Origin of the sequence: Nocardia grenadensis, assembly GCF_050942415.1 — a bacterium.
GTDB classification, from domain to species: domain Bacteria; phylum Actinomycetota; class Actinomycetes; order Mycobacteriales; family Mycobacteriaceae; genus Nocardia; species Nocardia grenadensis.
This window is the reverse complement of sequence record NZ_CP192054.1, coordinates 5,223,583-5,247,977: the sequence shown is the minus strand read 5'-3', so window position 1 is coordinate 5,247,977 and position 24,395 is coordinate 5,223,583. Positions and strand designations below refer to the sequence as shown.

16 protein-coding genes are annotated in these 24,395 nt (G+C 69.0%); 9 read left to right on the top strand and 7 right to left on the bottom strand.

Going from position 1 to position 24,395, the window contains the following annotated elements:
* Positions 1-45: 45 nt before the first annotated feature.
* Complete coding sequence (locus ACQPYS_RS24065) at positions 46-1,515, bottom strand: aldehyde dehydrogenase (protein WP_433490890.1); 1,470 nt, start codon at positions 1,513-1,515, stop codon at positions 46-48.
* Between the two features lie 312 nt (positions 1,516-1,827).
* Between ACQPYS_RS24065 and ACQPYS_RS24060 the strand changes: the two genes are divergently transcribed.
* From ACQPYS_RS24060 to ACQPYS_RS24040, 5 genes are all read left to right on the top strand, one after another.
* Complete coding sequence (locus ACQPYS_RS24060) at positions 1,828-3,033, top strand: cytochrome P450 (protein ID WP_433490889.1); 1,206 nt, start codon at positions 1,828-1,830, stop codon at positions 3,031-3,033.
* Positions 3,033-3,833, top strand: coding sequence for an SDR family oxidoreductase (locus ACQPYS_RS24055; protein WP_063039310.1), 801 nt, complete (start codon positions 3,033-3,035; stop codon positions 3,831-3,833). Before ACQPYS_RS24060 ends, ACQPYS_RS24055 begins: the two co-directional genes overlap by 1 nt.
* The gene (locus ACQPYS_RS24050; RefSeq protein ID WP_431941336.1) at positions 3,833-5,056 is read left to right on the top strand and encodes a cytochrome P450; all 1,224 of its coding nucleotides are present in this window, start codon (positions 3,833-3,835) and stop codon (positions 5,054-5,056) included. The genes ACQPYS_RS24055 and ACQPYS_RS24050 overlap by 1 nt, the downstream gene beginning before the upstream one ends.
* A complete protein-coding gene (locus ACQPYS_RS24045; RefSeq protein WP_431941337.1) occupies positions 5,053-5,538 on the top strand; it encodes a glutathione peroxidase in 486 nt (161 codons plus the stop codon). Before ACQPYS_RS24050 ends, ACQPYS_RS24045 begins: the two co-directional genes overlap by 4 nt.
* Before the next feature lie 284 nt (positions 5,539-5,822).
* Positions 5,823-6,974: an MCE family protein gene (locus tag ACQPYS_RS24040; protein WP_433490888.1), complete on the top strand. Its 1,152-nt coding sequence runs from the start codon at positions 5,823-5,825 to the stop codon at positions 6,972-6,974.
* Positions 6,975-7,398: 424 nt separating this feature from the next.
* On the opposite strand, the gene ACQPYS_RS24035 is transcribed toward ACQPYS_RS24040, so the two are convergent.
* On the bottom strand, positions 7,399-8,334 hold the full coding sequence (locus ACQPYS_RS24035; RefSeq protein WP_433490887.1) for a TauD/TfdA dioxygenase family protein: 936 nt from the start codon (positions 8,332-8,334) through the stop codon (positions 7,399-7,401).
* A 171-nt stretch (positions 8,335-8,505) separates the two neighbouring features.
* Positions 8,506-9,276, bottom strand: coding sequence for a deoxyribonuclease IV (locus ACQPYS_RS24030; protein WP_431941340.1), 771 nt, complete (start codon positions 9,274-9,276; stop codon positions 8,506-8,508).
* A gap of 109 nt (positions 9,277-9,385) precedes the next feature.
* Between ACQPYS_RS24030 and ACQPYS_RS24025 the strand changes: the two genes are divergently transcribed.
* The 4 genes from ACQPYS_RS24025 (at position 9,386) to ACQPYS_RS24010 (ending at position 16,366) form a co-directional block, all read left to right on the top strand.
* Positions 9,386-10,732 (top strand): serine/threonine-protein kinase, encoded by a 1,347-nt coding sequence (locus ACQPYS_RS24025; RefSeq protein WP_433490886.1) that lies wholly within the window; start codon positions 9,386-9,388, stop codon positions 10,730-10,732.
* A 248-nt stretch (positions 10,733-10,980) separates the two neighbouring features.
* Positions 10,981-12,849 carry a serine/threonine-protein kinase gene (locus tag ACQPYS_RS24020; protein WP_063039302.1) on the top strand — a complete coding sequence of 623 codons (1,869 nt, stop codon included), beginning with the start codon at positions 10,981-10,983 and terminating at the stop codon, positions 12,847-12,849.
* 162 nt (positions 12,850-13,011) lie between these two features.
* On the top strand, positions 13,012-13,788 hold the full coding sequence (locus ACQPYS_RS24015; RefSeq protein ID WP_433490885.1) for an ABC transporter ATP-binding protein: 777 nt from the start codon (positions 13,012-13,014) through the stop codon (positions 13,786-13,788).
* A 64-nt stretch (positions 13,789-13,852) separates the two neighbouring features.
* Positions 13,853-16,366 carry an ABC transporter permease gene (locus tag ACQPYS_RS24010; RefSeq protein WP_431941362.1) on the top strand — a complete coding sequence of 838 codons (2,514 nt, stop codon included), beginning with the start codon at positions 13,853-13,855 and terminating at the stop codon, positions 16,364-16,366.
* A 54-nt stretch (positions 16,367-16,420) separates the two neighbouring features.
* Here ACQPYS_RS24010 and ACQPYS_RS24005 read toward each other — a convergent pair whose 3' ends face one another.
* From ACQPYS_RS24005 to ACQPYS_RS23990, 4 genes are all read right to left on the bottom strand, one after another.
* Positions 16,421-17,599 carry a VWA domain-containing protein gene (locus ACQPYS_RS24005; RefSeq protein ID WP_433490884.1) on the bottom strand — a complete coding sequence of 393 codons (1,179 nt, stop codon included), beginning with the start codon at positions 17,597-17,599 and terminating at the stop codon, positions 16,421-16,423.
* Between the two features lie 158 nt (positions 17,600-17,757).
* Positions 17,758-20,178, bottom strand: a complete 2,421-nt coding sequence (locus tag ACQPYS_RS24000; protein ID WP_433490883.1) for a DUF5682 family protein — start codon at positions 20,176-20,178, stop codon at positions 17,758-17,760.
* Positions 20,175-21,281 (bottom strand): ATP-binding protein, encoded by a 1,107-nt coding sequence (locus ACQPYS_RS23995; protein WP_063039292.1) that lies wholly within the window; start codon positions 21,279-21,281, stop codon positions 20,175-20,177. The genes ACQPYS_RS24000 and ACQPYS_RS23995 overlap by 4 nt, the downstream gene beginning before the upstream one ends.
* Positions 21,278-24,142, bottom strand: a complete 2,865-nt coding sequence (locus tag ACQPYS_RS23990) for a DUF5691 domain-containing protein (RefSeq protein WP_433490882.1) — start codon at positions 24,140-24,142, stop codon at positions 21,278-21,280. The genes ACQPYS_RS23995 and ACQPYS_RS23990 overlap by 4 nt, the downstream gene beginning before the upstream one ends.
* Positions 24,143-24,395 lie beyond the last annotated feature (253 nt).

Below are 24,395 nucleotides of genomic sequence, written 5' to 3'. Positions count from 1 at the left end.
TTGGTCGAAAAGGGTTTCCGCTGCTGTGGGACCGGCCGGGCGCGCCTACTGCGCGGTGGCGACGAGTTTGGTCTCCAGGTACTCCTCGAACCCGGCGACCCCCATCTCGCGGCCGATACCGGACTGTTTGTAGCCGCCGAAGGGCGCGTCGGCGCTGTACCACATACCGCCGTTGACGCCGAGCGTGCCGGTACGCACCCGGTCGGTGACCCGGCGGATCCGCTCGGGGTCCTTACCCCACACCGCGCCGGACAGGCCGTAGGGGGAGTCGTTGGCGATCCGGACGGCATCGTCGTCGCCGTCGTAGGGGAGCACCACCAGGACCGGGCCGAAGATCTCCTCCTGGGCGGCCTTGGCGCTGTTGTCCAGATCGGCGATGACGGTGGGTTCGACATAGAACCCGCGGTCGTGCCCGGCCGGGCGGCCGCCGCCGGCCACGATCCGCCCGCCGTCGGCACGGGCGCTGTCGATATAGCCGAGTACCCGGGTGCGCTGGCGGTCGGAGATCACCGGACCGCAGACGGTGCCGGGGTTCGTCGGGTCGCCGGGGCGGATACCGCGCATAGTGTTCGCGGCGGCCTCGAGCGCCTCCTCGTATTTGTGCCGCGGTACCAGCAGGCGCGAGGACAGTGCACAGCCCTGGCCGGCGTGGACGCACAGCGAGAACCCCGCGTAGCTCACCGCGCTGGCGAGATCGGCGTCGTCGAGCACGATGAACGCCGATTTGCCACCGAGTTCGAGGAAGGTCTTCTTGAGATTGGCCGCGGCCGCGGCCATCACGGCGCGACCGGTGTTGGTGGACCCGGTGAAACTGATCAGGTCGACCCGTGGATCACCGGACAGCTGAGCACCCAGGCCGTGATCGGCGGAGGTGACGATATTGACCACTCCGGGCGGGAGCTCCGTCTCTTCGGTGATGATCGACGCGAGCGCGGCGGCACACCACGGGGTGTCGGGGGCGGGTTTGAGGACGACGGTATTGCCGGCGGCCAGTGCCGGACCCAGTTTCGCGAAGTTGATCTGGTGCGGGAAGTTCCACGGGGTGATGGCGCCGACCACGCCGACCGCTTCGCGGCGCAGCGCGCGATGGGTGCTGATACCCATCGGCGCGGCCACCCCGAGTTCGGTTTCCCATTCGTAGTTCCTGGCCAATCGCGTGGCGAAACTCAGGTCCTCGACGGGGCCCTCGAGCTGGGGCCCGCTGGTGAACATGATCGGCGCGCCCACCTCGGCCACGGTGATCTCGCGCAGTTCCTCCGCGTGCGCCTTCAGCCCGGCCTGCAACTGCTCCAGGCAGCGCACCCGGAACGCGTGGTCACGGGACCAATCGGTCTCGTCGAAGGCGGTGCGGGCGGCGGCGATGGCGGCATTCATATCGGCGGCGTCAGCGTCGGCCGCGGTGCCGATGACCTCTTCGGTCGCCGGGTTCACATTCTCGAACACGCCGTTGCCGCCGGGCACGAGGCTGCCGCCGATCAGCAGTCGAGAACTGTCGCCGGGCAGAAGACTGTTCATGGAAGACCCCAATACTGTCTGGACAGGTGTTTGGAATATAGTCCGGACTCTTTCCGGAGTGCAAGAACGGGTTCTATAGTTCGGCGCTCCGTGCTGATCGTGCCGCATATCCGGCGGGGTCGCGGGCGGTGGGTCGGATCGCTACCGATACGCGGCCGCGCCCGCGCTTCTGAACAGTCGATTCCCGTACGATCATTGTCGCGGGGGCGCGCCGCTGGTACCGTCCAGACACATGTCCAGCTATGTGTCTCCCCTGGGTGGCCAATCGGTCGCGCCCGGCGAGAACTCGTTATCGAAACAGAGGTGGGTCCGATGACGGCCGCATCGTTGGAGCCGGTGGCGTTCGATCCCTACGACTACGTCTTCCACGAAGACCCGTACCCGATCTACGCCCGGCTGCGCGCGGAGGCGCCGCTCTACTACAACGCCGAACTCGACTTCTACGCGCTGTCGCGGCACGCGGATGTCACCGCGGGATTCCGCAACGCCGCCGCGCTGTCGAATGCCAACGGCGTGTCGCTCGACCCCGCGGCCTGGGGGCCGCACGCGCACAGAACCATGTCGTTTCTCGCCATGGACGATCCCCGGCATATGCGGATGCGCAAGCTGGTGTTCAAAGGTTTCACCCCCAAGCGGGTCGCCGATATGGAGACCCGCATCCGGGACCTGACACTCGAATACCTGGAACCGGCGCTCGAGCGCGGCGAATTCGACTGGATCCAGGACTTCGCGGGCAAACTGCCGATGGACGTCATCTCCGAGCTGATGGGGGTCCCGGCCGCCGACCGCGACGAGATCCGCCATATGGCCGATATGGTCATGCACCGCGAGGACGGGGTGACCGATGTCCCGGATTCGGCGATCGAGGCCTCGCTGAACCTGGTGGTCTACTACTCGGACATGGTCGCGACGCGCCGGGAGAACCCCACCGACGACCTGACCTCCGCGCTGCTCGGGGCCGAGATCGACGGTGACCGGCTCACCGACGACGAGATCATCGGCTTCATGTTCCTGATGGTGGTGGCCGGGAACGAGACCACCACCAAACTGCTGGGCAACGCCCTGTACTGGGCCGGTCGCAACCCGGCGGAATACGCCAAGGTCACCGCCGATCCGGACCGCGTCACGGACTGGATCGAGGAGACCCTGCGCTACGACACCTCGAGCCAGATCGTCGCGCGGACCGCCACCGAGGATCTGGAGTACCACGGCCGGGTCGTCCCGGCGGGGTCGAAGGTGCTGCTGCTGATCGGTTCGGCCAACCGGGACGGCGAGGTCTTCGACGACGCCGACGCCTACGACCTGGATCGCGCCGAGAAGGGCAATCTGGCCAGCTTCGGCGCCGGTGTGCATTTCTGCCTCGGCGCCCATCTGGCCCGCCTGGAAGCGACGGTCGCCCTGCGCGAATTCGCCGCGCGGGTGAAGTCCTACCGGGTGCGCGAGAACGAATTCGTCCGCGTCCACTCGTCCAATGTGCGGGGCTTCGCCGAGCTCCCGATCTCCGTGGAGGTGCGGTAATGCCCCGGTTCGACCCCCATCCCGAGAAGCGGCCGACCATCGTGGCCGGTGCCTCGTCGGGTATCGGTGCCGCCACCGCCGTGGAGTTGGCCGCACAGGGCCATCCGGTGGCGCTCGGCGCGCGCCGGGTGGAGATCCTGGAAGATCTGGCCGGGAAGATCCGGGCCGACGGCGGTACCGCCTTCGCCCACCGCCTCGATGTGACCGACCAGGCCTCGGTGGACGAATTCGTCGCCGCCGCCGAAGCGGCCATCGGGCCCACCGAGATCCTGGTCTCCGGGGCCGGTGATATCGAATTCGGTCTCATCCAGGACATGGACCCGGCCGATTTCGCGCACCAGGTGCAGATCCATCTGGTCGGCGCGCATCGCATGACCCATGCGGTACTGCCCGGCATGCTGGCCCGCCGGCGCGGCGATGTGGTGCTGATCAGCTCCGACTGCGCGCCGCTGCCGCGGCCGTGGAACGGGGCCTACAGCGCCGCCAAGGCCGGCGTCGAGGCAATGGTGCAGCAACTGCGGATGGAGCTCGAGGGCACCGGTATCCGGGCCTCACTGGTCCGGCCCGGCCCGACTGTCACCGGCATGGGTATGAACGCATCGCCCGAGGTGGTGGGACCGCTGCTGGAGTCCTGGCAGGCCTGGGGCCTGGCACGGCATCCGTACATGTTGCGGGCCTCCGATCTGGCCCGGGCGGTGTCGGCGGTCGTCGGCACCCCGCGGGGCGCCCATCTCGTGCTGGTCGAGGTGCAACCGGAAGCGCCGTTGCGACCGCTCCCGGAAGAAGGAAAGGACTCCTGATGTCCACGGCACTGCCCCCGGGTTTCGATTTCACCGACCCCGCACTGTGGGCCGATCGCAGTCCGGTCGAGGAATTCGCGCTGCTGCGCCGGACGGCACCGGTGTGGTGGAACGCCCAATCCGACGAGACCTCGGGCGGTTTCAACGACGGCGGCTACTGGGTGGTCAGCACGTTGGAGGACGTCAAGGAGCTGTCCCGCAACCCGGAGCTGTACTCCTCGCAGCAGAAGGGGTCCATCGTCCGGTTGCCCGGCGATATCACCCCCGACCAGATGCAGCTCACCGAAGCACTGCTGGTGAACATGGACCCTCCGAAGCATTCCAAGGTGCGGAGGATCATCTCCAAGGGTTTCACCCCGCGGGCGGTGGAGGGTCTGCGTGCGGCGCTCACCGAGCGCGCGCACCGCATCGTGCACGAGGCGAAGAAGAGCGGTGGCGGCGATTTCGTCACCCAGGTCGCCTGTGAACTGCCCCTGCAGGCGATCGCCGAACTGCTCGGAGTCCCGCAGGCGGACCGGCGCAAGGTGTTCGACTGGTCGAACCAGATGCTCAACTATGACGATCCCGAATACGGCGACCCGACCGTGGCCTCGGCGGAGATCCTCGGCTACGCCTGGAACATGGCCGAACAACGGCGGTCGTGTCCGGCCGACGATATCGTCACCCAGCTGGTCAACGCCGATGTCGACGGGGAGGGGCTGGCTTCCGACGAGTTCGGTTTCTTCGTCATCCTGCTCGCGGTGGCCGGTAACGAGACCACCCGCAATGCCATCACCCACGGAATGAAGGCGTTCGTGGACAATCCGGAACAGTGGGCGCTGTACCGGGAGCAGCGGCCGCGAACCGCGCCGGACGAAATCGTGCGCTGGGCCACTCCGGTGACCGCGTTCCAGCGCACCGCCACCGCCGACCACATCCTGGGTGGGCAGGAGATCAAGAAGGGGCAGCGCCTCGGATTGTTCTACAGTTCGGCCAATTTCGACGAAGCGGGATTCGACGAACCGTTCACCTTCGATATCCTGCGCGATCCGAATCCGCATGTCGGGTTCGGCGGCACCGGCACCCATTACTGTGTGGGCGCCAATCTGGCCCGGCTGGAAATCGACCTGATGTTCAACGCGATCGCCGACGCCATGCCCGACCTGTTCTCCGTTTCCGATCCGGTACGGTTGCGATCGGGGTGGATCAACGGAATCAAGAGTTGGCAGGTGCGCTACGCATGAACGTTCGGGATATTCCGGTGAACACACTGTCGGGTTCGGCGTCCACGCTCGGTGAGCTGGTCGGCGACCGGGTGGTGCTGCTGGTCAACGTCGCGTCGAAATGCGGTCTCACACCGCAGTACACCGGGTTGGTCGAACTGCAGAAGAACTATGGGGATCGTGGTTTCAGTGTGGTCGGTGTGCCGTGCAACCAGTTCATGGGGCAGGAACCGGGCAGTGCCGAGGAGATCCAGCAGTTCTGTTCCACCACCTACGGTGTGGACTTTCCGTTGCTGGAGAAGGTCGAGGTGAACGGCGACGGCCGGCACCCGCTGTACCGGGAAATCGTCGAAACCCCCGATGCCGAGGATGCGGCCGGTGATGTGCAGTGGAACTTCGAGAAGTTCCTGATCGACCGGGACGGGAGGGTGGTGGGGAGGTTCCGGCCCACTACCACACCGGACGCGGACACGCTGGTCGCGGCGATCGAGAAAGCGCTGTAACCGATGCCGTAACGGCTTATGATCGAGGCCCGCTCACCCAGTGGTGAGCGGGCCTTTTTCACTTTCTACCTGCGAGAACAGCATTATTCGGCGCAATCCGGACGTGATCGGTGAAAATCGCCCGCCCGGATTGAATCGCCCATAACATGGACAACTGTCTGGACATAAATCCGGTTCAGTTCGGCACGCCGGGGTGCCGAACCGCTCGAGGCAGGTGAGTGGTGGTACCGATACTTAATCGGTCCGATCGGCCGACAACGACACGGCACAAGGTCTGGGCCGCCGTGCGGTACAAGCTCGCGGCACTGGGGATGGTGGTGGTCATCGCCGCGGCCGTGGTCTTCTCGCTGGTCATGTTCTTCGGCGGGTTCACGCCGAAGGAACCGGTGTCGGTCGTGGTACCGCGCAGCGGGCTGGTGATGGATCCCGACGCCAAGGTGAAATTCCGGGGCGCGGAGGTCGGCCGGGTCGGGAAGATCGAATCCGGTAACGGGGAGGTCCGCCTCGAACTCGATATGAACCCGGATCTGATGCGGCTCGTCCCGGGCAACGCCGGGGTCGATATTCGCTCCACCACGGTTTTCGGGGCCAAATACGTGAACTTCGTCGAACCGGCCCAGCCCGCCGGCCGTCTGCAACCGGGCCAGGTTCTGCGTGGCGAATCGGTGACCGTCGAATTCAACACGCTGTTCGAGCGGCTCACCGAAGTCCTGAACATGGTCGAACCGACGAAACTGAATGCCACGCTCACTGCGCTCGGTACCGCGCTCCAGGGGCGCGGTGAGCGACTCGGTGATCTGCTGGTGAACGCCGACCGGCTGTTGCGCGAGATCAATCCGAGCATCCCCGCACTCCAGCACGATTTCCAGGCCACCGCCGCAGTGACGAACCTCTACGCCGATACCGCGCCGGATCTGCTGCGCACGGTGGACAATGCCACCGCCCTCGGCCACACGCTCACCGACAACGAGCAGAGCTTCGACGCGTTGCTGCTGGATACGATCGGCCTCTCCGATACCACCGGCGCGGTCCTGACCGAGAACGAACAGAACCTGGCCACCGCGCTGGACCTGCTCCGGCCCACCACCGATCTGCTCGACGCCTACAAACCTTCGCTGGACTGCGTCATTCGCGGGCTGGCCAAAGCGATGCCCTTGGCCGACGACCTGATGGGCGGACGGAACCCGGGTGCCTCGTTCAACGCCAGCTTCATGTACGGGGCCGAGGCCTACCAGTACCCGAACGATCTACCCAAGGTGAATGCCACCGGCGGCCCGCGCTGCGCGGGCGTCCTGGACCGGGTGCCGGGCAGCCACTCCGACTACGTGGTCACCGACACCTCGGAGGTCAATCCGTTCATCCCCTCCACCCGGATATACCAGAACCATCCGACCGTATTCGAGTTCCTCTTCGGTGGTATGCCCGGTATGCGCTGAGCAGGGAGCAGCGGTACTAGGACCCGGCCTCGGGCTGTCCCGGCCCGGGACGGACACACATCACGCCGCCGCAGGGTTTGTCGCTGAGACCCGCGGGGTTGGGATGGACCGTCGGCCGCCGGTGCGCGGGGGCGCGCAGCTCGTGACGGTTGCGGCTGCGTGGGCCGCGGGCAGTGCGACGTCGTTTCATCGGGCGGCCCCCGCGCCACCGTCGTGCGGGCGGCGCATGGCGGTCCGGGCCCGGTCTGCGACGCCGGCCCCGGAATCGGCCGGGAAGGCCCCGGAAGCGCCCGGTGCCGCCTGGGGCGAACCTATCGGTGGCCAGTAAGTCATGGCCCCCAGTCTGGCGGATGGCCCCGCGGCCGGTCGCACCCGGGTTTCCCGGCGGACCTCGGCGCTCGCCCCGGCCGCGGGACCTACCGGCTCAGGAGGCCAGCGCGCGGGGCGCCTCGACCACCGAGTAGTGACCGGCGTCACCGGTGATTACCGCGCTCGGCCGGCCGTCGACACCCACCGGGATATCGCCGGCGAGCGTGATCCGGGTGAGCCGGCGCGGCTGTCCGTCGTAATCGTTCACCGCGTAGTGCTGGGTGGCGCGGTTGTCCCAGATCGCGACATCGCCGAGCTGCCACTCCCAGCGCACCGTGTTCTCCAGCCGGATCACCCGATCCTGGAAGAGCCGGAACAGCGTCTGCGACTCCGTGGTCGAGAAGCCGGCGAAGTTGCGCACGAAATGGCCGAGCAGCAGCGCGCGCTCGCCGCTCTCCGGATGAACCCGCACCACCGGGTGCTCGGTTTCGTAGAGCGAGGATTCGAACTCGGCGCGGTGCTCCCGGGTCTTCTGGTCCGGGTGCTCACCGTGGCGGCCCACATAGTCGTAGACATTGGTGTGCGCCGCCCGCAGGTTCTCCGCCAGCAGCCGCAGCGGCTCGGGCAGCGATTCGTAGGCGGCCACGGTGGAGGCCCAGGTGGTGGAGCCGCCGTAGGACGGCAGGGTCACCGCCCGCAGGATCGACGCCTTCGGGATGCGGTCCACGAAGGTCACATCGGTGTGCCAGCTGTTGGCGCTGCCGTACTCCGAGTCGATGGCCAGGGTCTTCTCGCCGTGCGAGGTGACCGTCGGATGCGGGGTGGTCGGGCTGCCGAGCAGTTCGGCGAATTCGTACTGGCCGTCCTCGGTGAGCTGATCCTGGCCGCGGAAGAAGATCACCTTGTGTTCCACCAGTGCTTTGCGGATGGTCTCGACGGCCGCTGGACCGAGATCACCGCCCAGCCGTACCCCGTCGACGCGCGCTCCGATCTTGGATCCGAGCTTGACCACGGTGGGGAGGGTGGCGGGGGTGGCGTTGTCGGATGTCATGAGGCACCTCACGGATCGAGAGCGGAATCGTTCGCCTCTCGAGCACATCACCGGGGCCCCGCACCGAACAGGATTGCGGTCGCGCTGATCACAACGTGCGATCATCCGGGCGCCGCGTCGCCGTCATGATTCGGTATGCCCCGGCCGGCACGAACCGGGAGCTTCGCGGCGCTAGCCGAGATGCTCGCGCAGATAGGCCAGATCGTCGGCGATTCCCTCGGCGGGGGTCTCCAGCACGACCGGCGCGTCGGCGGTCCGGCACACCTCGGTGAGCAGATCCGGATCTATGGTGCCCTCGGCGAAATTGGCATGCCGATCGGCGCCCGAATCGAACGCGTCCCGGGAGGAATTGAGGTGCACCAGATCGATCCGGCCCGTGATGCCGCGGATCCGCTCGACCACGCCCACCAGATCCTCCCCGCCCGCCCAGGCGTGACAGGTATCGAGGCAGAACCCGGCCCCGTAGTCGCCGACCGCATCCCAGAGGCGGGCGATACTGTCGAAATGCCGGGCCATGGCATGGTTGCCGCCGGCGGTGTTCTCGATCAGGATCGGAACCGCGAAACCGCCCTTGTCCTGCTGGCGCTCGAACAGTTTGCGCCAGTTGACGAAACCGGCCGCCATCTCGTCGTCGTTGCGCACATGACCGCCGTGCACCACCAGCCCGAACGCGCCGAGATCGGCCGCCGCCCGCGCCTGCTGGGCCACGGCGTTACGGGAGGGCATCCGCAGCCTGTTGTTGGTGCTGGCCACATTGATCTGATACGAGGAATGGACCACCACATCGATCGGGCTGGCCAGGATCTGCTCGGTCGCCGGATGCGGCGTGGGTTTGTCCCAGCTCTGCGGATCCACCACGAACAATTGGACGACATCGGCGCCGAGTCGCTCGCCGTACCCGATCGGGTCGCTGTCCGTGCGGACATGTGCTCCAATGCGCATGGCGTCAGACTATCGGCCCGCACCGACAACCGGCCCTCGTGTTGCGCCCGGGCGGTGCGGGAAGATACACCGGAAGACACGCGTACGACCCGACGAGGGGGAATCGGCCATGCTCGAGCCCGGTGACGACTTCGCGGGCTATGCCATCCGGCGGCGGCTGGGCGTCGGCGGTATGGGCATGGTGTTCCTCGCCCGGCACCCACGGCTCCCGCGACTGGTCGCGCTGAAACTGCTGAACCCGGACCTTTACTCCGACAGGGAGATCCGCCTGCGGTTCGAACGGGAATCCGAACTGGCGGGCCGGCTCGAGCACCCCAATATCGTCACCGTCTACGACCGCGGCGCCGAGGGCAAACAGCTCTGGATCTCGATGCAGTACGTCCCGGGTTCGGACGCCTCGCTGGTGGACCTGCACGTCCTCGACCCCCGGCGGGCGGTCCAGATCGTGGCCGATACCGGGATCGCCCTGGACTTCGCCCATGCCAACGGAGTGCTGCACCGGGATGTGAAACCGGGCAACATCCTGCTCGCGAAACCGCCCATCGGACAGCCGGAACGGGTCCTGCTCACCGATTTCGGTATCGCGGGCGTGCGCGACGCCGAAACCACCATCGCCGCCGCCGACACCATCACCGCGACGCTGGCCTACGCCGCACCCGAACAGTTGACCGGCGCGAAACTCGACCACCGCGGCGACCAGTACTCACTGGCCTGCACCCTGTTCTGGCTGCTCACCGGGTCGGGGCCGTATCGCGGCAACAATCCGGCCGAGCTCATCCAGGCGCATCTGACCACGCCGGTGCCCCGGCTCACCCGGATCCGGCCCGGACTACCGCCGGGGCTCGACGAGGTCCTCGCACGGGCACTGGCCAAGAATCCCGCCGACCGGTTCCTCAGCTGTACCGAATTCGCGACGGCCGCCGCGCGGACACTGCGCCCGCCGGGACCGCGTGGCGGGCCGCCGGGAGTCAGATTGCGGCCCGCCCAGCGGTATCCGGCACCGACCGGACCCGCTCCGGGGTACGGATCGGGGGAGTTCCGGCAGCCCGGGATGCGGCGGCTGCCGGCGTATCCCGCCACCGAACACCGCCGCCCCGGTCCGCCGCCGCGGTATCCGTCCACTGAATACCCGCATCCGGGCGCGGCCCCGCCCTACCGGTCCGCGGAATACCGGCAGCCAGGCCCGCCTCCGGGGCCCGGTGACCATCGGCCTCCGGCCACGGCGGGGCCGCCACCGGGTTCGGCCGAGTTCCGGCAGCCGGGTCCCGATACCCGGCACGCGCCCGACCTCATGTCCTCGGCGGACGAACGGGCCACCCGCCCGGCCCGGCCGCACCGTTCGAGTCCGGCCGAACCGGCGATCATCGATCTGCCCGGCTTCCGCAACCGCCCCAGGGCGACCCCGCCGCCGGCGCAACCCCACCGGCCGCCCCGGGATCCCGGCGCCGCGCCATAGCGCCGGGTCCCGCACCGTCGCGGGCGGTCGCCCGGGCCGGAGGTTCCGTGCGCGCCGGTAGCGCGGTATCCGTGTAGCGGCGGTGTTGCGGCTGCGTATGTGGACCGGTGAGAGCCCTCGGCGCTCGATCCACTGCTGCTATGGTTTCGATGATTTCGCGTGCCCGGAGCGCCACGGTCCGGACACGCTTTTCGTCTACGCCTGCGTACCGGTGGGTCCCGGTCCCGCAGGCGGGAATTGGAGCAGACATGCTGGCCAACGGCGATGTTTTCGCCGGCTATGTCATCGACCGGCAACTCGGCCGGGGTGGGATGGGCTCGGTCTACCTCGCGAAACATCCGCGGCTGCCGCGGATGACAGCGCTCAAGCTGCTGAACCGCGAGATGTTCTTCGACAAGGAGGTGCGCGCCAGGTTCGAACGGGAGGCCGATCTGGTCGCCCGCCTGGACCACCCCAATATCGTCACGGTCTACGACCGCGGGCTCGAAGACGAACAGCTGTGGATCTCGATGCAGTACATAGACGGTATCGACGCCGCCTCGGTGGATCCGCAGAAGTTGCCGCCCGAACGTGCTGTCCAGATCATCGCCGAAACCGCATCCGCGCTCGACTACGCGCACGGTATGGGCGTGATGCACCGGGACGTGAAACCGGCCAATATCCTGCTGGCCCGCTCGACCGGAGGCCGTGGTGAACGCGTCTACCTGACCGATTTCGGTATCGCGCGGCTGCGCGACGACACCGGACACCTCACCCAGACCGGTACGTTCACGGCCACGCTGGCCTACGCCTCACCCGAACAGCTCACCGGCGCCGATCTCGATCACCGCTCGGACCAGTATTCGCTCGCCTGTTCGCTGTACTGGCTGCTCACCGGCAGCGGACCGTTCACCTCCACGAACCCGGCGGGGGTCATCCAGGGGCATCTGCAGTCGCCGCCGCCCTCGCTGAGCGCGGCCCGGCCGGAACTGCCGCCGTCCTTGGACGCGGTCCTGGCCAAGGCGATGGCGAAGCGACCCGACGACCGGTTCACCTCCTGTACCGACTTCGCCGAAGCCGCCAAACAGGCACTGACCTCGCCGAGTTCTCCGGCGATCCCGCTGGCCGTACCGCCGCCCACCATGGTGAACCCGGCCTATCAGTCCGGGCCGTACAACAGCGGGGCCAATCAGTACCCGAGCACCGCGGCGCCCCAGCCCTACGCGGGGGGCGCACCGGCGCAACCCTATGCGAGCAATGTGCAGGGCCAGCCCTATGGCGGTGGTGTCCAGGGCCAGCCTTATGCTGGTGGTGTCCAGGGCCAGCCCTATGCCGGCGGAGCGCCGCAGTACGCGAGCGGATTCCAGCCGGGGCCGGGTGACGGGCAACAGCAGCCCTACGGCGGCACGCTCGGGTACACGACCCCGGTCGGTCAGCCCTACGGCGGCGGATCGCCGGGCGGATACGCCCAGCCCACGAGCTATCCCCAGCCGATGGCGCAGGTCCAGCAGGCACCGCGCCCGCCCAAGTCGAACACCGGGCTCGTCGTCGCCCTCTGTGTCGGGCTCGTGGTGCTGATCGGCGTCGTCATCGGCGTGGTGGCCCTCGCCGGGAGCAGCGGGGGCGGCGGAACCGACTCCACGGCCGCCGGCACCAGTACCCAGACCACCGTGGCCCCGGTCCCGGCCACCGCGGACTCCATCAGCAAGGAGTTCCCGCGGCTGGTGCCCGCGTCGACCTCCGCGGAGGTCGGATACCACGACGCGAAATGCTGGGAGACCGACAGCAGCTACACACCCAGCCCCGACGACGGCGAACCCGATTTCGGTAAATGGGCCTGGCAGTGGCGCTGCTACGGCGGTAACAACAATGACGATCCGTTCTACCGGATCTACGCCTACGCCTCCGCGGCCGATGTGGAATCGGTGGTCAAGGGACTGCCCGCGACCTCGGAGAAATCCACCGACGCCAATGGCGGCCAAACCTACACCAACTACAAATGGGACAGCGACGGCCCGAAGATGGTCACGGTGTTCACCAATCATCCCGAACGAGCCCAATACCTGATGTACACCGACGGCATCGTCGGCACCATCGACGAGATGCTGACCTGGTGGAAGTCGGCACCGCTGAACTGAGTGACGAAGCGATAACGGCGGGCCCCACGGCAGGTGCGGCCCGCCGTTTCGTTTTCACCGGTGGGTGTCATCCCACCCGCGTACCCGGCGATCCTCCAGGTGTACGAATGGTCAGGGCGATCCCGGATGGCGCGGGTCGCGGCGGCCCGACACACTGGACCCATGACTGCTCACGCTGTCGACGTGGACCCGGCCGAGCCGGGCTCCTCGTCCACCGTCGCCGCCGGCGCCATCGAATTGACCAAGGTCTACGGGTCCGGGGATACGCGGGTCACCGCGCTGGACGCGGTAACGGTCGATTTCGTACGGGGCGAGTTCACCGCGATCATGGGGCCGTCCGGCTCCGGGAAATCGACCCTCATGCACTGTCTGGCGGGGTTGGACGATGCCAGTTCCGGCCGGGTGCGGATCGGGGACACCGAGCTCACCGACCTGTCCGACAAACAGATGACCGCGCTGCGCCGGGACCGCGTCGGCTTCGTGTTCCAGGCCTTCAACCTGGTCCCGACGCTGACCGCGTTGGAGAACATCACCCTGCCGCTCGATATCGCCGGCCGGGCTCCGGACTCGGAATGGATCGACACTGTGCTGAAGCGGCTCGGTCTGGAGGACCGGCTCGGCCACCGGCCCAGCGAACTGTCCGGCGGTCAGCAGCAGCGCGTCGCCTGCGCGCGGGCGCTGGCGGGTAAACCGCAGATCATCTTCGGTGACGAACCGACCGGCAACCTGGACTCCCATTCGTCCGGCGAAGTCTTGTCGATCCTGCGGGCGGCGGTGGACGAATTCGGTCAGACGGTCGTCATCGTCACCCACGAACCCACCGCCGCCGCCTACGCCGACCGCGTGGTCTTCCTGGCCGACGGCCGAATCGTGGACGAGATGCGGGATCCGACCGCCGACTCGGTGCTGGACCGGATGAAAGCCCTGGAGGTCCGGTGACGCACCCCGGAATGTGCGAGCGTCCCCGGCCGGCGCGGGCGGTCCGGTAGTGGCCGCCCATCCCATGCGCAGGGTGGCACTGCGCAATCTCGCCGCGCACAAGGTGCGGCTCGTGCTGACGCTGCTGTCGGTGGTGCTCGGGACCGCGTTCATCGCGGGATCGTTCGTTTTCACCGATACGCTGCAGCGCACCTTCGACGGAATCTTCGCGAACGAGGCCAAGGGCGTCGATGTGCGGGTGAGCCCGGAGGAGCGGCAGTCCGCGGGTATCCCCCAGGACGTGGTCGACCGGATCGCCGTCATGGACGGGGTCCGCACTGTGGCCCCCGGTATCCAGGGGTCGGTGGTACTGCTCGATCCGTCCGGGAAGAAAGCGGTGCAGACCGGGGGCGCGCCCAGTACGGGGCAGGCCTATATCCCGCCGCAGCAGGCGGTCGCCGAACCCGATCCGTTCGTCGCCGGTGTACCCCCTGCCGAACCCGGCCAGATAGCACTCAACACCGGTGCCGCCGATCGGGCCGGCCTGAAGGTCGGGGACCACACCAAAGTGCTCGTCCCCTCACACGGCGGCCCGATCGACGTCACCGTCACCGGCATCTACGCGCCGCCGTCCGATACCGGCGGTTTTATCGGCTTGCAGTTCACCGAGGCGCAGGCCCGGGAACTGTTCACCGACGGGACCCACGTCGCCTACGTCGATATCGCGGCCCAGGGCATACCCGGGGACACCCTGCGTGACCGGCTGTCCATGCTGTACCCGGACTACAAGGTGCAGAACGGTGACCAGGTGCGCGCCGATATGCGGGCCCAGCTCTCCGAGGCACTGAACTTCCTGAACTACTTCCTGCTGGCCTTCGGTGCCATCGCGCTGATCGTCGGCACCTTCATCATCTACAACACCTTCTCGATGCTGGTGGCACAGCGGTTGCGCGAACTCGCGCTGCTGCGGGCCGTCGGCGCGAGCCGCGGTCAGGTGGGCCGGTCGGTGGTCGGGGAGGCACTGGTCGTCGGCGTGCTCGGCAGCTTGCTCGGCCTGCTGGCCGGTATCGGGCTCGCCTACGGGCTCGCCGGGCTGCTGAACGCGTTCGATCTCGGATTGCCGACGGGCCGGATGACCGTGCTGCCCCGGACCGTGGCGGTCGCCTTCGCGGTCGGCCTGCTGGTGACGGTGGTGAGCGCGTACGCGCCGGCCCGCCGCGCCTCCCGGATCCCGCCGGTCCAGGCCATGCGCGAGGAGTTCGCCTCCGCCGGTGACACGCTGCGGGTGCGCACGGTGACCGGTGCGGTCCTGGCGGTCGCCGGAATCGGGCTGGTGGTGCTGGGCGCCCGCTACACCGGTGGTGGGGCGGCCGCCGTGGTGGGTGTCGGGGCGCTGGGCCTGATTCTGGCGGTGCTGCTCGCCTCGCCCGCGCTGTCGCGTCCGGTGCTGGCCGGACTGGGCCTGCTCATCCGGCCGTTCGGGTCGATCGGGCGAATGGCGCGCAACAACGCGACCCGCAATCCCCGTCGCACCGCCGCCACCGCGTTCGCACTGACCCTGGGGCTCATGCTGGTCACCGCCATCGGCATGCTCGGCGAATCGGCGAAGGTCAGTATCTCCCGAGTGGTGGACCAGGGCATCGAGGCCGATTACGTCCTCACCGGGCCGCAGATGATGGGAGTGCCGACCGGCGCCGCCGACGCGGTGCGGGCGAAGGTGCCCGAGGCGGCGCAGACCGTGGGCCTGCGCGGGCTGGCGCTGAAGATCGGTGACGACGACGAATTCGGCACCTCGCCCGACGGCCCCCTGGACCAGGTCGTGAACCTCGACATGCTGAGCGGTTCTTCCACCCTCGGCGACTCCGAAATCCTGCTCGGCCAGGACGAGGCGACCCAGCACGGCGTGACCACCGGTGACCGGCTACCGGTCAAAACCCTCGACGGTACCGAGATTCCGTTGACGGTTGCCGGGGTCTACACGGATTCGCAGGTCCTGGGCCCGTTGATGGTGCCGTCGACGGTATACGAGCGGGCGGTGCCGGTCTCCCTGCGGGCCGATGTCGCGGTACTGATCAAGGCCCGGCCGGGGACCGACCTCGCGTCCATGCGCACCGATCTGGAGCAGGCCACCGAGGAATTCGTGATCGTGCAGGTCCAGGACCGCGAGGAATTCAAGGGCGAGAACGCCAAGCAGATCAACAATCTGCTGGCCATTCTGTACGGCCTGCTCGCGCTGGCGGTGGTGATCGCGGTCCTGGGCATCGTGAACACCCTGGCGCTGTCGGTGGTGGAGCGCCGACGGGAGATCGGCATGCTGCGCGCGGTCGGCACCCAGCGGGCGCAGGTACGCCGCACGATCTACCTGGAATCCATGCTGATCGCGGTGTTCGGTGCTCTCGTGGGGGCGATCCTGGGCCTGGGGCTGGGCGTCGGATTCCTGCGCACTCTGCGCGATCTCGGGCTGGACCAGATCGCGGTGCCGTGGGATCAGCTGGTGTACATGCTGGTCGGCTCCGCGATCGTGGGAGTGCTTGCCGCGCTCTGGCCGGCGATCCGGGCGGCGCGCACCCCGCCGCTGGCCGCCATCGCCGACCTGTGAGTCCGGCTCCGTGGTCCGGTCCGCCCGGGCCGGACCACGGAGTGCGCGCCGGGTTCAGCGGTGCTCGGTTCCCCAGCGCATGAGATCCCCCCGGTTCAGCGCCTGGGCCAGCAGCTCCGGAAACCGGTCGGGGGTGCAGGCGAAGGCCGGCACACCGAGGGCCGCCAGCGCCGCGGCGTTCTCGCGATCGTAGGAGGGCGCGCCGTCATCGGAGAGCGCGAGCAACACGACGACCTGGACACCTGATTCCTTCAAGGCGTGCACGCGGCGCAGCATCTCCTCCCGGACCCCGCCCTCGTACAGGTCGGAGATCAGGAAGAACAGGCTGTCGGTGGGACGGGTGATGAGCGACTGACAGTAGGCGATGGCCCGGTTGATGTAGGTCCCGCCGCCGAGTTGGGTACCGAACAGCACATCGACCGGGTCGGACAGCTTCTCGGTGAGGTCCACGACCTCGGTATCGAAAACCACCAGTGAGGTGCGCAGCGACCGCATCGACGCCAGCACCGCGCCGAACACCGACGAGTAGACCACGCTGGAGGCCATGGAACCGGATTGGTCGATCGCCAGGATCACATCACGATGCACCGCTTGGGCCCGCCGCCCGTAACCCACCAGCCGTTCGGCGATGATGGTGCGCTGTTCGGGCAGGTAATTGGCGAGATTCTTGCGGATGGTGCGGTCGAAATCGATATCGCGCGGTTTGGGCCGGGAGGTCCGGGTGGACCGGTTGAGCGCCCCGCTCACCGCGGCCACGGTACGGGTCGCGATCCGTTCCTCGATCTCCTTGACCACCTTCGACACCACCATCCGGGCGGTGGCCTTCGTGGTTTCCGGAATGACCCGGTTCAGGCTCAGCAGCGTGCCGACCAGATGCACATCCGGTTCGACCGCCTCCATGAGCTCCGGTTCCAGCAGCAGCTGGGTGAGGTTCAGCCGCTCCACCGCGTCCCGCTGCACGACCTCGACCACCGTCGACGGGAAGTAAGTACGGATATCACCGAGCCAGCGGGCGACCCGCGGCGCGGACCCGCCGAGGCCGCCGGCCCGGTCACCGCGGGAGCGGGCCGTGCCGCCACCGCTGTCGTAGACCGCGCCGAGGGCTTTGTCGATGGCCTTGTCGTCGGCGGTGCCGAGGGCGCCGAGCGCCGGTTCGGCGGCCGCGCCGAGCACCAGGCGCCAGCGGCGCAGCCGGGCCTCGTCGGTGCGGCCGTGCAGTGTGGTGGTGGTCATCAGATCCTCCGTAGCTGGCCGCCGGGCTGGCGGTGTCGGCCTGTGGAGCCGGTATAAGACCTCAACGGGAGCCCTCCGGACGGGCGGTCGGCTGTGAAGCAGGAGCTTTCCGGCGCGAGCCGGAAGGGAACTCCCCCCGCCTTCGGGCGGGGGATTGGTCAAGCGGGGACTCCCAGGATGTCGGCGACGGCGCGCAGGGTGAGCAGGCCGCGGACCGGATCGATTTCGGTGGCCGCGGCGGCGGTCGCGGCCGGGCGGCCGTCACGTACGGCTTCGCCGATCGCGCGGCGCTCCCCGGATTCGAAGGCACCGAAGGTCCGCCGCAGCAGCGGCACGACCTCGACGAACTGCTCCTCGGTCAGATCGGCGAGCCAGCTGTCGATAAGCCGCAGCAGGGCGCGATCGTGGACCAGGACCAGCCCGCGGCCGCCGACGAAACCGTCGACCCACGCGGCCTTGGCGGCCGCGGTATTGCCGACCGACAGCGCCGCCGCCAACCGGCGGGCCGCCTCCTCGGTATCGATCCGGTCGGCGTCGCAGAGTAGGCGTACCGTCCGGCCGACCAGCAGGCCGTGCACGTCGGGCCGGTCGGCCAGCCGGGCCAGTACCGCCAGCCACCGTTCGGTGGATTCGGCGTGGTCCCGGGTATGGATAGCGGTGGTGGCGGCATCGAGCTGATCGCGCAGCGCCGCGGCGGTGTCGTCGCCGAGCCCGGTGACCGCGGCGGGTAGACCGGCGCAGATGCGGACGAGCATGCTGTCGGCGACATGGGTCAGCGCCGAGGTATCGGTGCCGCGCACGTCGCCGTACCGCAGTGTGCGCAGCAGGCCCGGCAGCGCCGCCAGCAGGTGGGTCATATCGTGGTCCACCGCGGCCGCCGAACCGAGCCGGGCGATGAGCCCGTCGAGTGCGCCCGGCAGTTCGGCGAGCAGCGCGAATTCCAGCGCCTCGGTGAGTTCGGTGACCCCGCTGCCGGATCGCGCGGCCGTATCGAGGATTTTCGCCTCGGCCGCCGCCTGCACCGTGGTACCCCACCGGGCGGCCTCGATCACCCGGACCGCGAACTCCGGTTCCCAGCGCAGCTCCCAGGTCTCCCGGAATGTACCTTTCGACTGCACGATTCCGGCGCTGGGCGTGCCCCAGTGCACGCCGAGCAGCCGCAGCCGGTGCAGTAGCCGCGACCTGCCGATATCGCGTTCTTTACGCAGGTCGAGATCCAGCGTGCGGACCAGAGCTTCCTGTTTCAGCCGCAGGGTGCGGGCCGTGGCCCGCAGATCGGCTTCCAGTGGCACGGTCGGCGCCTCGGGCGGTACCGCGCCGAGCGCCTCGCCCACCACCAGTTCCGTCCCGACCAGGCGCAGCGCCGTATCGTCGCCCTCGCACAGCACCGCGCGGGTCGCCTCGGTGACCTCGGAGAGACCGGCCAGCGGGCGGGCCCGTAGGGCCGCCAGGGTTTCCGCCAACCGTACGGCCTCGATGATGTGGGCACTGGAGACCGGCAGGTCGTGGCCGCGCAATACGCTCGCGACCTTGGTGAGCCAGGATGCGATCGGACGCTGGGTCTCGGTGAACAAGTGGTGGTACCACCCGGGTGAGGTGACTCCCGCGCCGTAACCGGAGGCGGCGGCGAGCCGCGAATGCGTCCACGGCACCCAGGTCAGCGTGGCCTTGACCTTGGGCAGGCCTTTCAGGAGGCGAAGATCCGCCGCGGCCGGCCCGAGCGGTTCCTGGAGCGCGGGGGCGTGCCAGGCGCCGCATACCACGGCGATCCGGCGGGCGCCGTCCTTGCGTGCCTTGCGCAGGACCTGTCGCATATGGGCTTCACGGATCAGGGTGTGCCGGTCCAGGATCAGCGGCTCGGGTGGTGGTGGGGCCGGATCGCCGACCGCATCGGAGGCCGGGAACTCGCCGGGAAGTGCCGCGGCCGGCGGCGCACCGGGAGCACCATCGCCGACCTCATCGACGGAAGCAATCCGGAACCCGCCGGCCGGTGGGTACCCCGGATCGCCGGCGCGGAGCCCGGATTCGGGCACATCGGTCGGGCCGGCGCCTGTATCGGTCTCCGGTTCGATGATCGCGGTCTCGCGGAGCGCGGCCATGGCCTCGGTGATGGCCTCGAAGGTCCCGATGTCCGAGGTCGATTCGACCACCGCGTCCCACCAGCGTTCGGCATCGTCGTAACCGCCCGCGGCCGCCAGTTCGGCCAGCGCGTCGCGGCCACCGGTGCGGTCGTCGACGGCCAGGACCTGGGCGGCGGGAAGATCGCAGAACCGGACGGGTACCTCATTGTCGACCGCGTAGCGCAGCGCCTGCCATTCCGGGGAGAACACCGCGTACGGCCAGAACGCGGCCCGGGCGGGTTCGTCGGAGACATAACCGAGCAGGGCGACCGGTGGTGCCATCGACGCGGCGGCAATATGGACCACCAGGGGGTCGGCATCCGCCGGGCCCTCGATCAGTACGGTGTCGGGCCGGAACTCCTCCAGCGCCAGGCGCAACGACCGCGCCGATCCGGGGCCGTGGTGCCGTATCCCGAAGACCCGGGTCTCGCCGGGTTCGCCGGCCTGCGCGGGGCTCATTTGTTGATCTCCCGGCAGGCACGGTAGAAATCGGCCCATTCGCGGCGTTCGCGCACGACGGCCTCGAGGTATTCGGTCCACACCACCGAATCGGCCACCGGATCCTTGACGACCGAACCGATCACCGCGCCCGCGATATCGGCAGCTCGCAGGACACCGTCACCGAAATGCGCCGACAGTGCCATACCGTTGGTGATCACGGAGATGGCCTCGGCCGTGGAGAGTGTGCCCGACGGAGACTTCAGCTTGGTCCGGCCGTCGGCGGTGAGGCCCGCGCGCAGCTCGCGGAAGATACGCACCACCCGGCGCACCTCCTCGGCGGCAGCCGGGACCTCGGGCAGTTCCAACGCCGACCCCAGCTGCTCGACCCGGCGGGTGACGATATCGATCTCCTCGGCTTCACTGCCCGGCAGCGGGAGAACGACGGTGTTGAACCGGCGGCGCAGGGCCGAGGACAGTTCATTCACGCCGCGGTCGCGGTCGTTGGCGGTCGCGATGATGTTGAAACCCTTGGCGGCCTGCACTTCCCTCCCGAGTTCGGGAACCGGCAGAGTCTTCTCCGACAGGATGGTGATCAGCGCGTCCTGGACGTCCGACGGGATCCGGGTGAGTTCCTCGAGCCGGGCGATCGCGCCGGAACGCATCGCGTTCAGGATCGGCGAGGGCACCAGCGCGGCATCGCTGGGGCCCTCGGCGAGCAGCCGGGCGTAGTTCCAGCCGTAGCGGATGGCTTCCTCGGCGGTTCCCGAGGTGCCCTGGACCAGCAGGGTGGACGACCCGCTGATGGCGGCCGAGAGATGTTCGGAGACCCAGGTCTTCGCGGTGCCGGGGACGCCGAGCAACAGCAGGGCGCGATCGGTGGCCAGGGTCGCGACGGCGACCTCCATCAGCCGGCGCGGTCCCACGTATTTGGGGCTGATCACGGTGCCGTCGGGGAGGGCACCGCCCAGCAGATAGGTGACCACCGCCCACGGCGACATGGTCCAGGACGGCGGTCGCGGTCGATCGTCCACGGCGATCAGAGCACGCAGTTCGTCGGCGAAGGCCTGTTCGGCGTGCGGGCGCAGCAGCGCCGGGGCGGGTTCGGTGACGGCGGTGGTCATAGGAGCTCCTCGAGCATTGCGGATCGTCGGTGCAGGTCGTGGGCGAGGAATTCGAGGACCGAGGCCCACTCGTCGGCTTCGCAGCGGCCCGCCAGCGCGGTGACCTCGCCCGCGAACTCGGGTGGTAGATGGAGTGTGGCGGTGTGCAACAGCGAACGGTGTGCGCTGGGATTGGTGCCGGGTGTGCCCGGCCGAGCTGCGGCGGTCCGGGCCCGTTCCTCGAACAGGTGCAGGAGATGGCGGGCCAATTCCGGTGGCCAGGGACGAGCCACCGCGGGCAGCAGGGATTCCAGTTCGGACAGCCAGGAGGTACCCAGCCCCAGCAGATGACGCAGCTGGTCGCCGGGCGGGAGCAGCGCGAACAGTTCACGCCGGCGCAGGATCGCCAGGTTCGACGGCATCCCGGCGGTGAACAGCGCCTCCCCCCAGCGGATATCGCGCTGGGCGAGGGCGGCATCCATCCAGCCGTCGAACAGCGGTTGCCGGAAACGGTCGTCCACCTGCGTCACCACGGCGCGGGCCGGAGCGCCCAGGGGACCGGTCCAGTAGCTCAGCGGTAGTGCGGCCACCAGTTTCCGCAGCCGGGTCGCCGTGAGATCGGGCTGTCCGTTCCAGCGGTAACCGAATTCCGTGGTGCCGTCGGTGAAACCGTCGCGGATCGCCGATTCGTCCAGCGTCTCGGGAATGCCGACGAAAAGCTCGGTTCCCCGGCCTGCCCCGGTCTCGCCGCATTCGATCCAGTCGGCGGCGCGCGCGGCCATCCGCGCGGCGAACGCCGAGTCGGGCAGCCGGGCCAGCAACTCCGCGGCGGTACGACGCACATCGCCGCGGCGATCGCCCAGCGCGCGCTCGAGCAGTTCCTCGTCCGCGGGGCCCAGCCCGTCGGCGAGTACCCGGAGCAACTCGGCCTTCGGCGCACCCGATTCCCGCGGCCACGCCTCGGTCAGGGCGGCGCGGGCGGCAGCCGGATCCCGGTGTCGCAGCGCGTTCAGCCATGCGAGCCGTTCCGGTGGCCGGCCCAGATGCCAGGTCTCCTCGGTGGGTTCGGGCTCGGCGGTGTCCCGCCGGGCCAGATCGTGCCAGCGGGGAATCCACCCGGCCAGCCAGCGGCCGCGGGCGCCGGCCAGCCGCAGGGCCGCCTCGCGTGTGCCGCTGTCGCCCGAGGCGAATGCGAGCAGCGTTCCCACCAGCCGGTGCGGGGCGCGGTATTCGTGCGGCGCGGCGGCGGCGAACCATTCGGGCAGGAATTCCGGCCGGTACTCGATCAGCAGGGCCAGCCGGTCGGCGGCCGCGCGAGGGAGTTCCGGTCGGGGGTCGTCGGCGGCCGGCTCAGCGGATACCTCGACCCGGCGGGGCAGATAGCCGCCGCGCGCCCAGGCCATCTCCAGCGCGGTGGCCGCGAGCAGTCGCTGCGCGGCATCGTGCTCCGGGAGCGCCGCGACGGCCGCGGCGACCGGTGCACCGATCCCCGGCGGAGTGGCCGCACCGCGCGCGGTACCCAGCAGGGCGATCGACGCCGCCTCCGGTGTGGCGGTGACGGCGGAGCCGGCGGCCTCCGTGGCGGGCCCCGCATCGTGGAACTCCCCGTCGGCCAGGACGGAGATCAGCTCCAGCCGCCGGCCCGTCCAGAGGCCGAAGACGGTCACCGGCCGGCCGCCGGACAGCGCGAGCAGCCGCCACGGTTGTGCGGGCTCCGCCAGCGGCAGCGCGGTGCCGTCGGTTTCGCCGAGCAGCCAGTCCTCGCCCTCCCGGACAGGTGTCACCCCGCGCAGTAGTACGGGCCAGGACTCCAGCCACGGATCGGCGGCAGCCGCCGTGGCGAAATCCGTCAGCGCCGCGGCGACGGTCCCTGCCCCGGCGGTCTCCGGCGGTTCCGCGGCAGTGGGTGCCGCCTCGTCCCGGACCGGGCCGACCACCGCGCGCAGCGGCGCCGCGACCGGATAGAAGTGCACTGCGTACTCGGCCGCGAGGCCGATCGGCGGGGTGTCGGCGGCGAAGACGGGGGAGCCGAACGAATGATCCACCAGCAGTGCCCACCGGCCGGTCCGCATGCCGTGGAGCCAGGTCCGGCGCGTATGCAACCGGTCTTCTTCCACGGTGCGCGTGCCGACGGTCAGCCACCGGTCGGTTACGGCGGGTTCGGCCTGCACCGTTTCCGCCGGAACCGGATAGCCGATATGGCCGCGGACGGCAGCCGCCAGCGGCGCGGGCAGCGTGTCCGGTCGCGTATGGGCGGTGATGAGGAGGTGCAGCCAGGCGAACCGGCCCAGCAGCACTTCGGGCCAGTTCGCCCGGCGCACCACCGCGTCGGGCAGGCGGCGCACCGCAGCGGCCGGGCCGGGCGCCTGGGCATCCACCAGCCGCGCTGCCACCGCCTCGAACGCCGCGTGGGAACGATCCGTCTGGGCCAGCCCGGTGCGGATCTGGTCGGTGAGCCAGGTATCGAGTTCGGCCAGACCGGCTTTCACCCGTTCCTGCCGCTGCTGCGCGGTAGCCGGATCGCCGCCGCGCGGCCGCTTCGGTGGTGCGGCCGCCTTCGCGGTCCGCCGGCCGACCCACTCGGCGGCGAAATCGGCGGTTTCGGCGGACTCCGCGACCGTGCCCGACGACCAGATCAGCAGCAGTGACAGGGCGTGTTTGCACGGGAATTTGCGGCTCGGGCAGGAGCAGCGGAAAGCGGGACCGGCCAGATCGACGATCGTCTGGTACGGGGTTTGCCCGCTGCCCTTGCACAAGCCCCACAGTGTGGCCCCGGACCAGCCGGTGCCGGACCACTTTCCGGCCAGTTTGCGGGCGGCGGTGAGGGAACTCGTATCGGGCGCGAGTGCTGTCACCTGGTTCTCGCTCCACCGTTGTGTCATCCGGCGGACTCGTTTCGGTCGGTCATGATGCCCCCGTCTCTCGGTCGAGAGATTTCTATCGCACCGCACCGACAGAATCTCTCCGCGGCATGGTCACGGGTGGAAGCGCTTGGCGCCGAACCACATTCGAGGCTCCGGGAAATTCCGTAAATGTTGCGTGATCCGATCGAGTCTGGCATTCTGTTCTGTTCGGCCAGACCGAGCCACCCCTGAAGGGTGACACACCGACGAGCTGCCCGACGGGGTTGGCGAG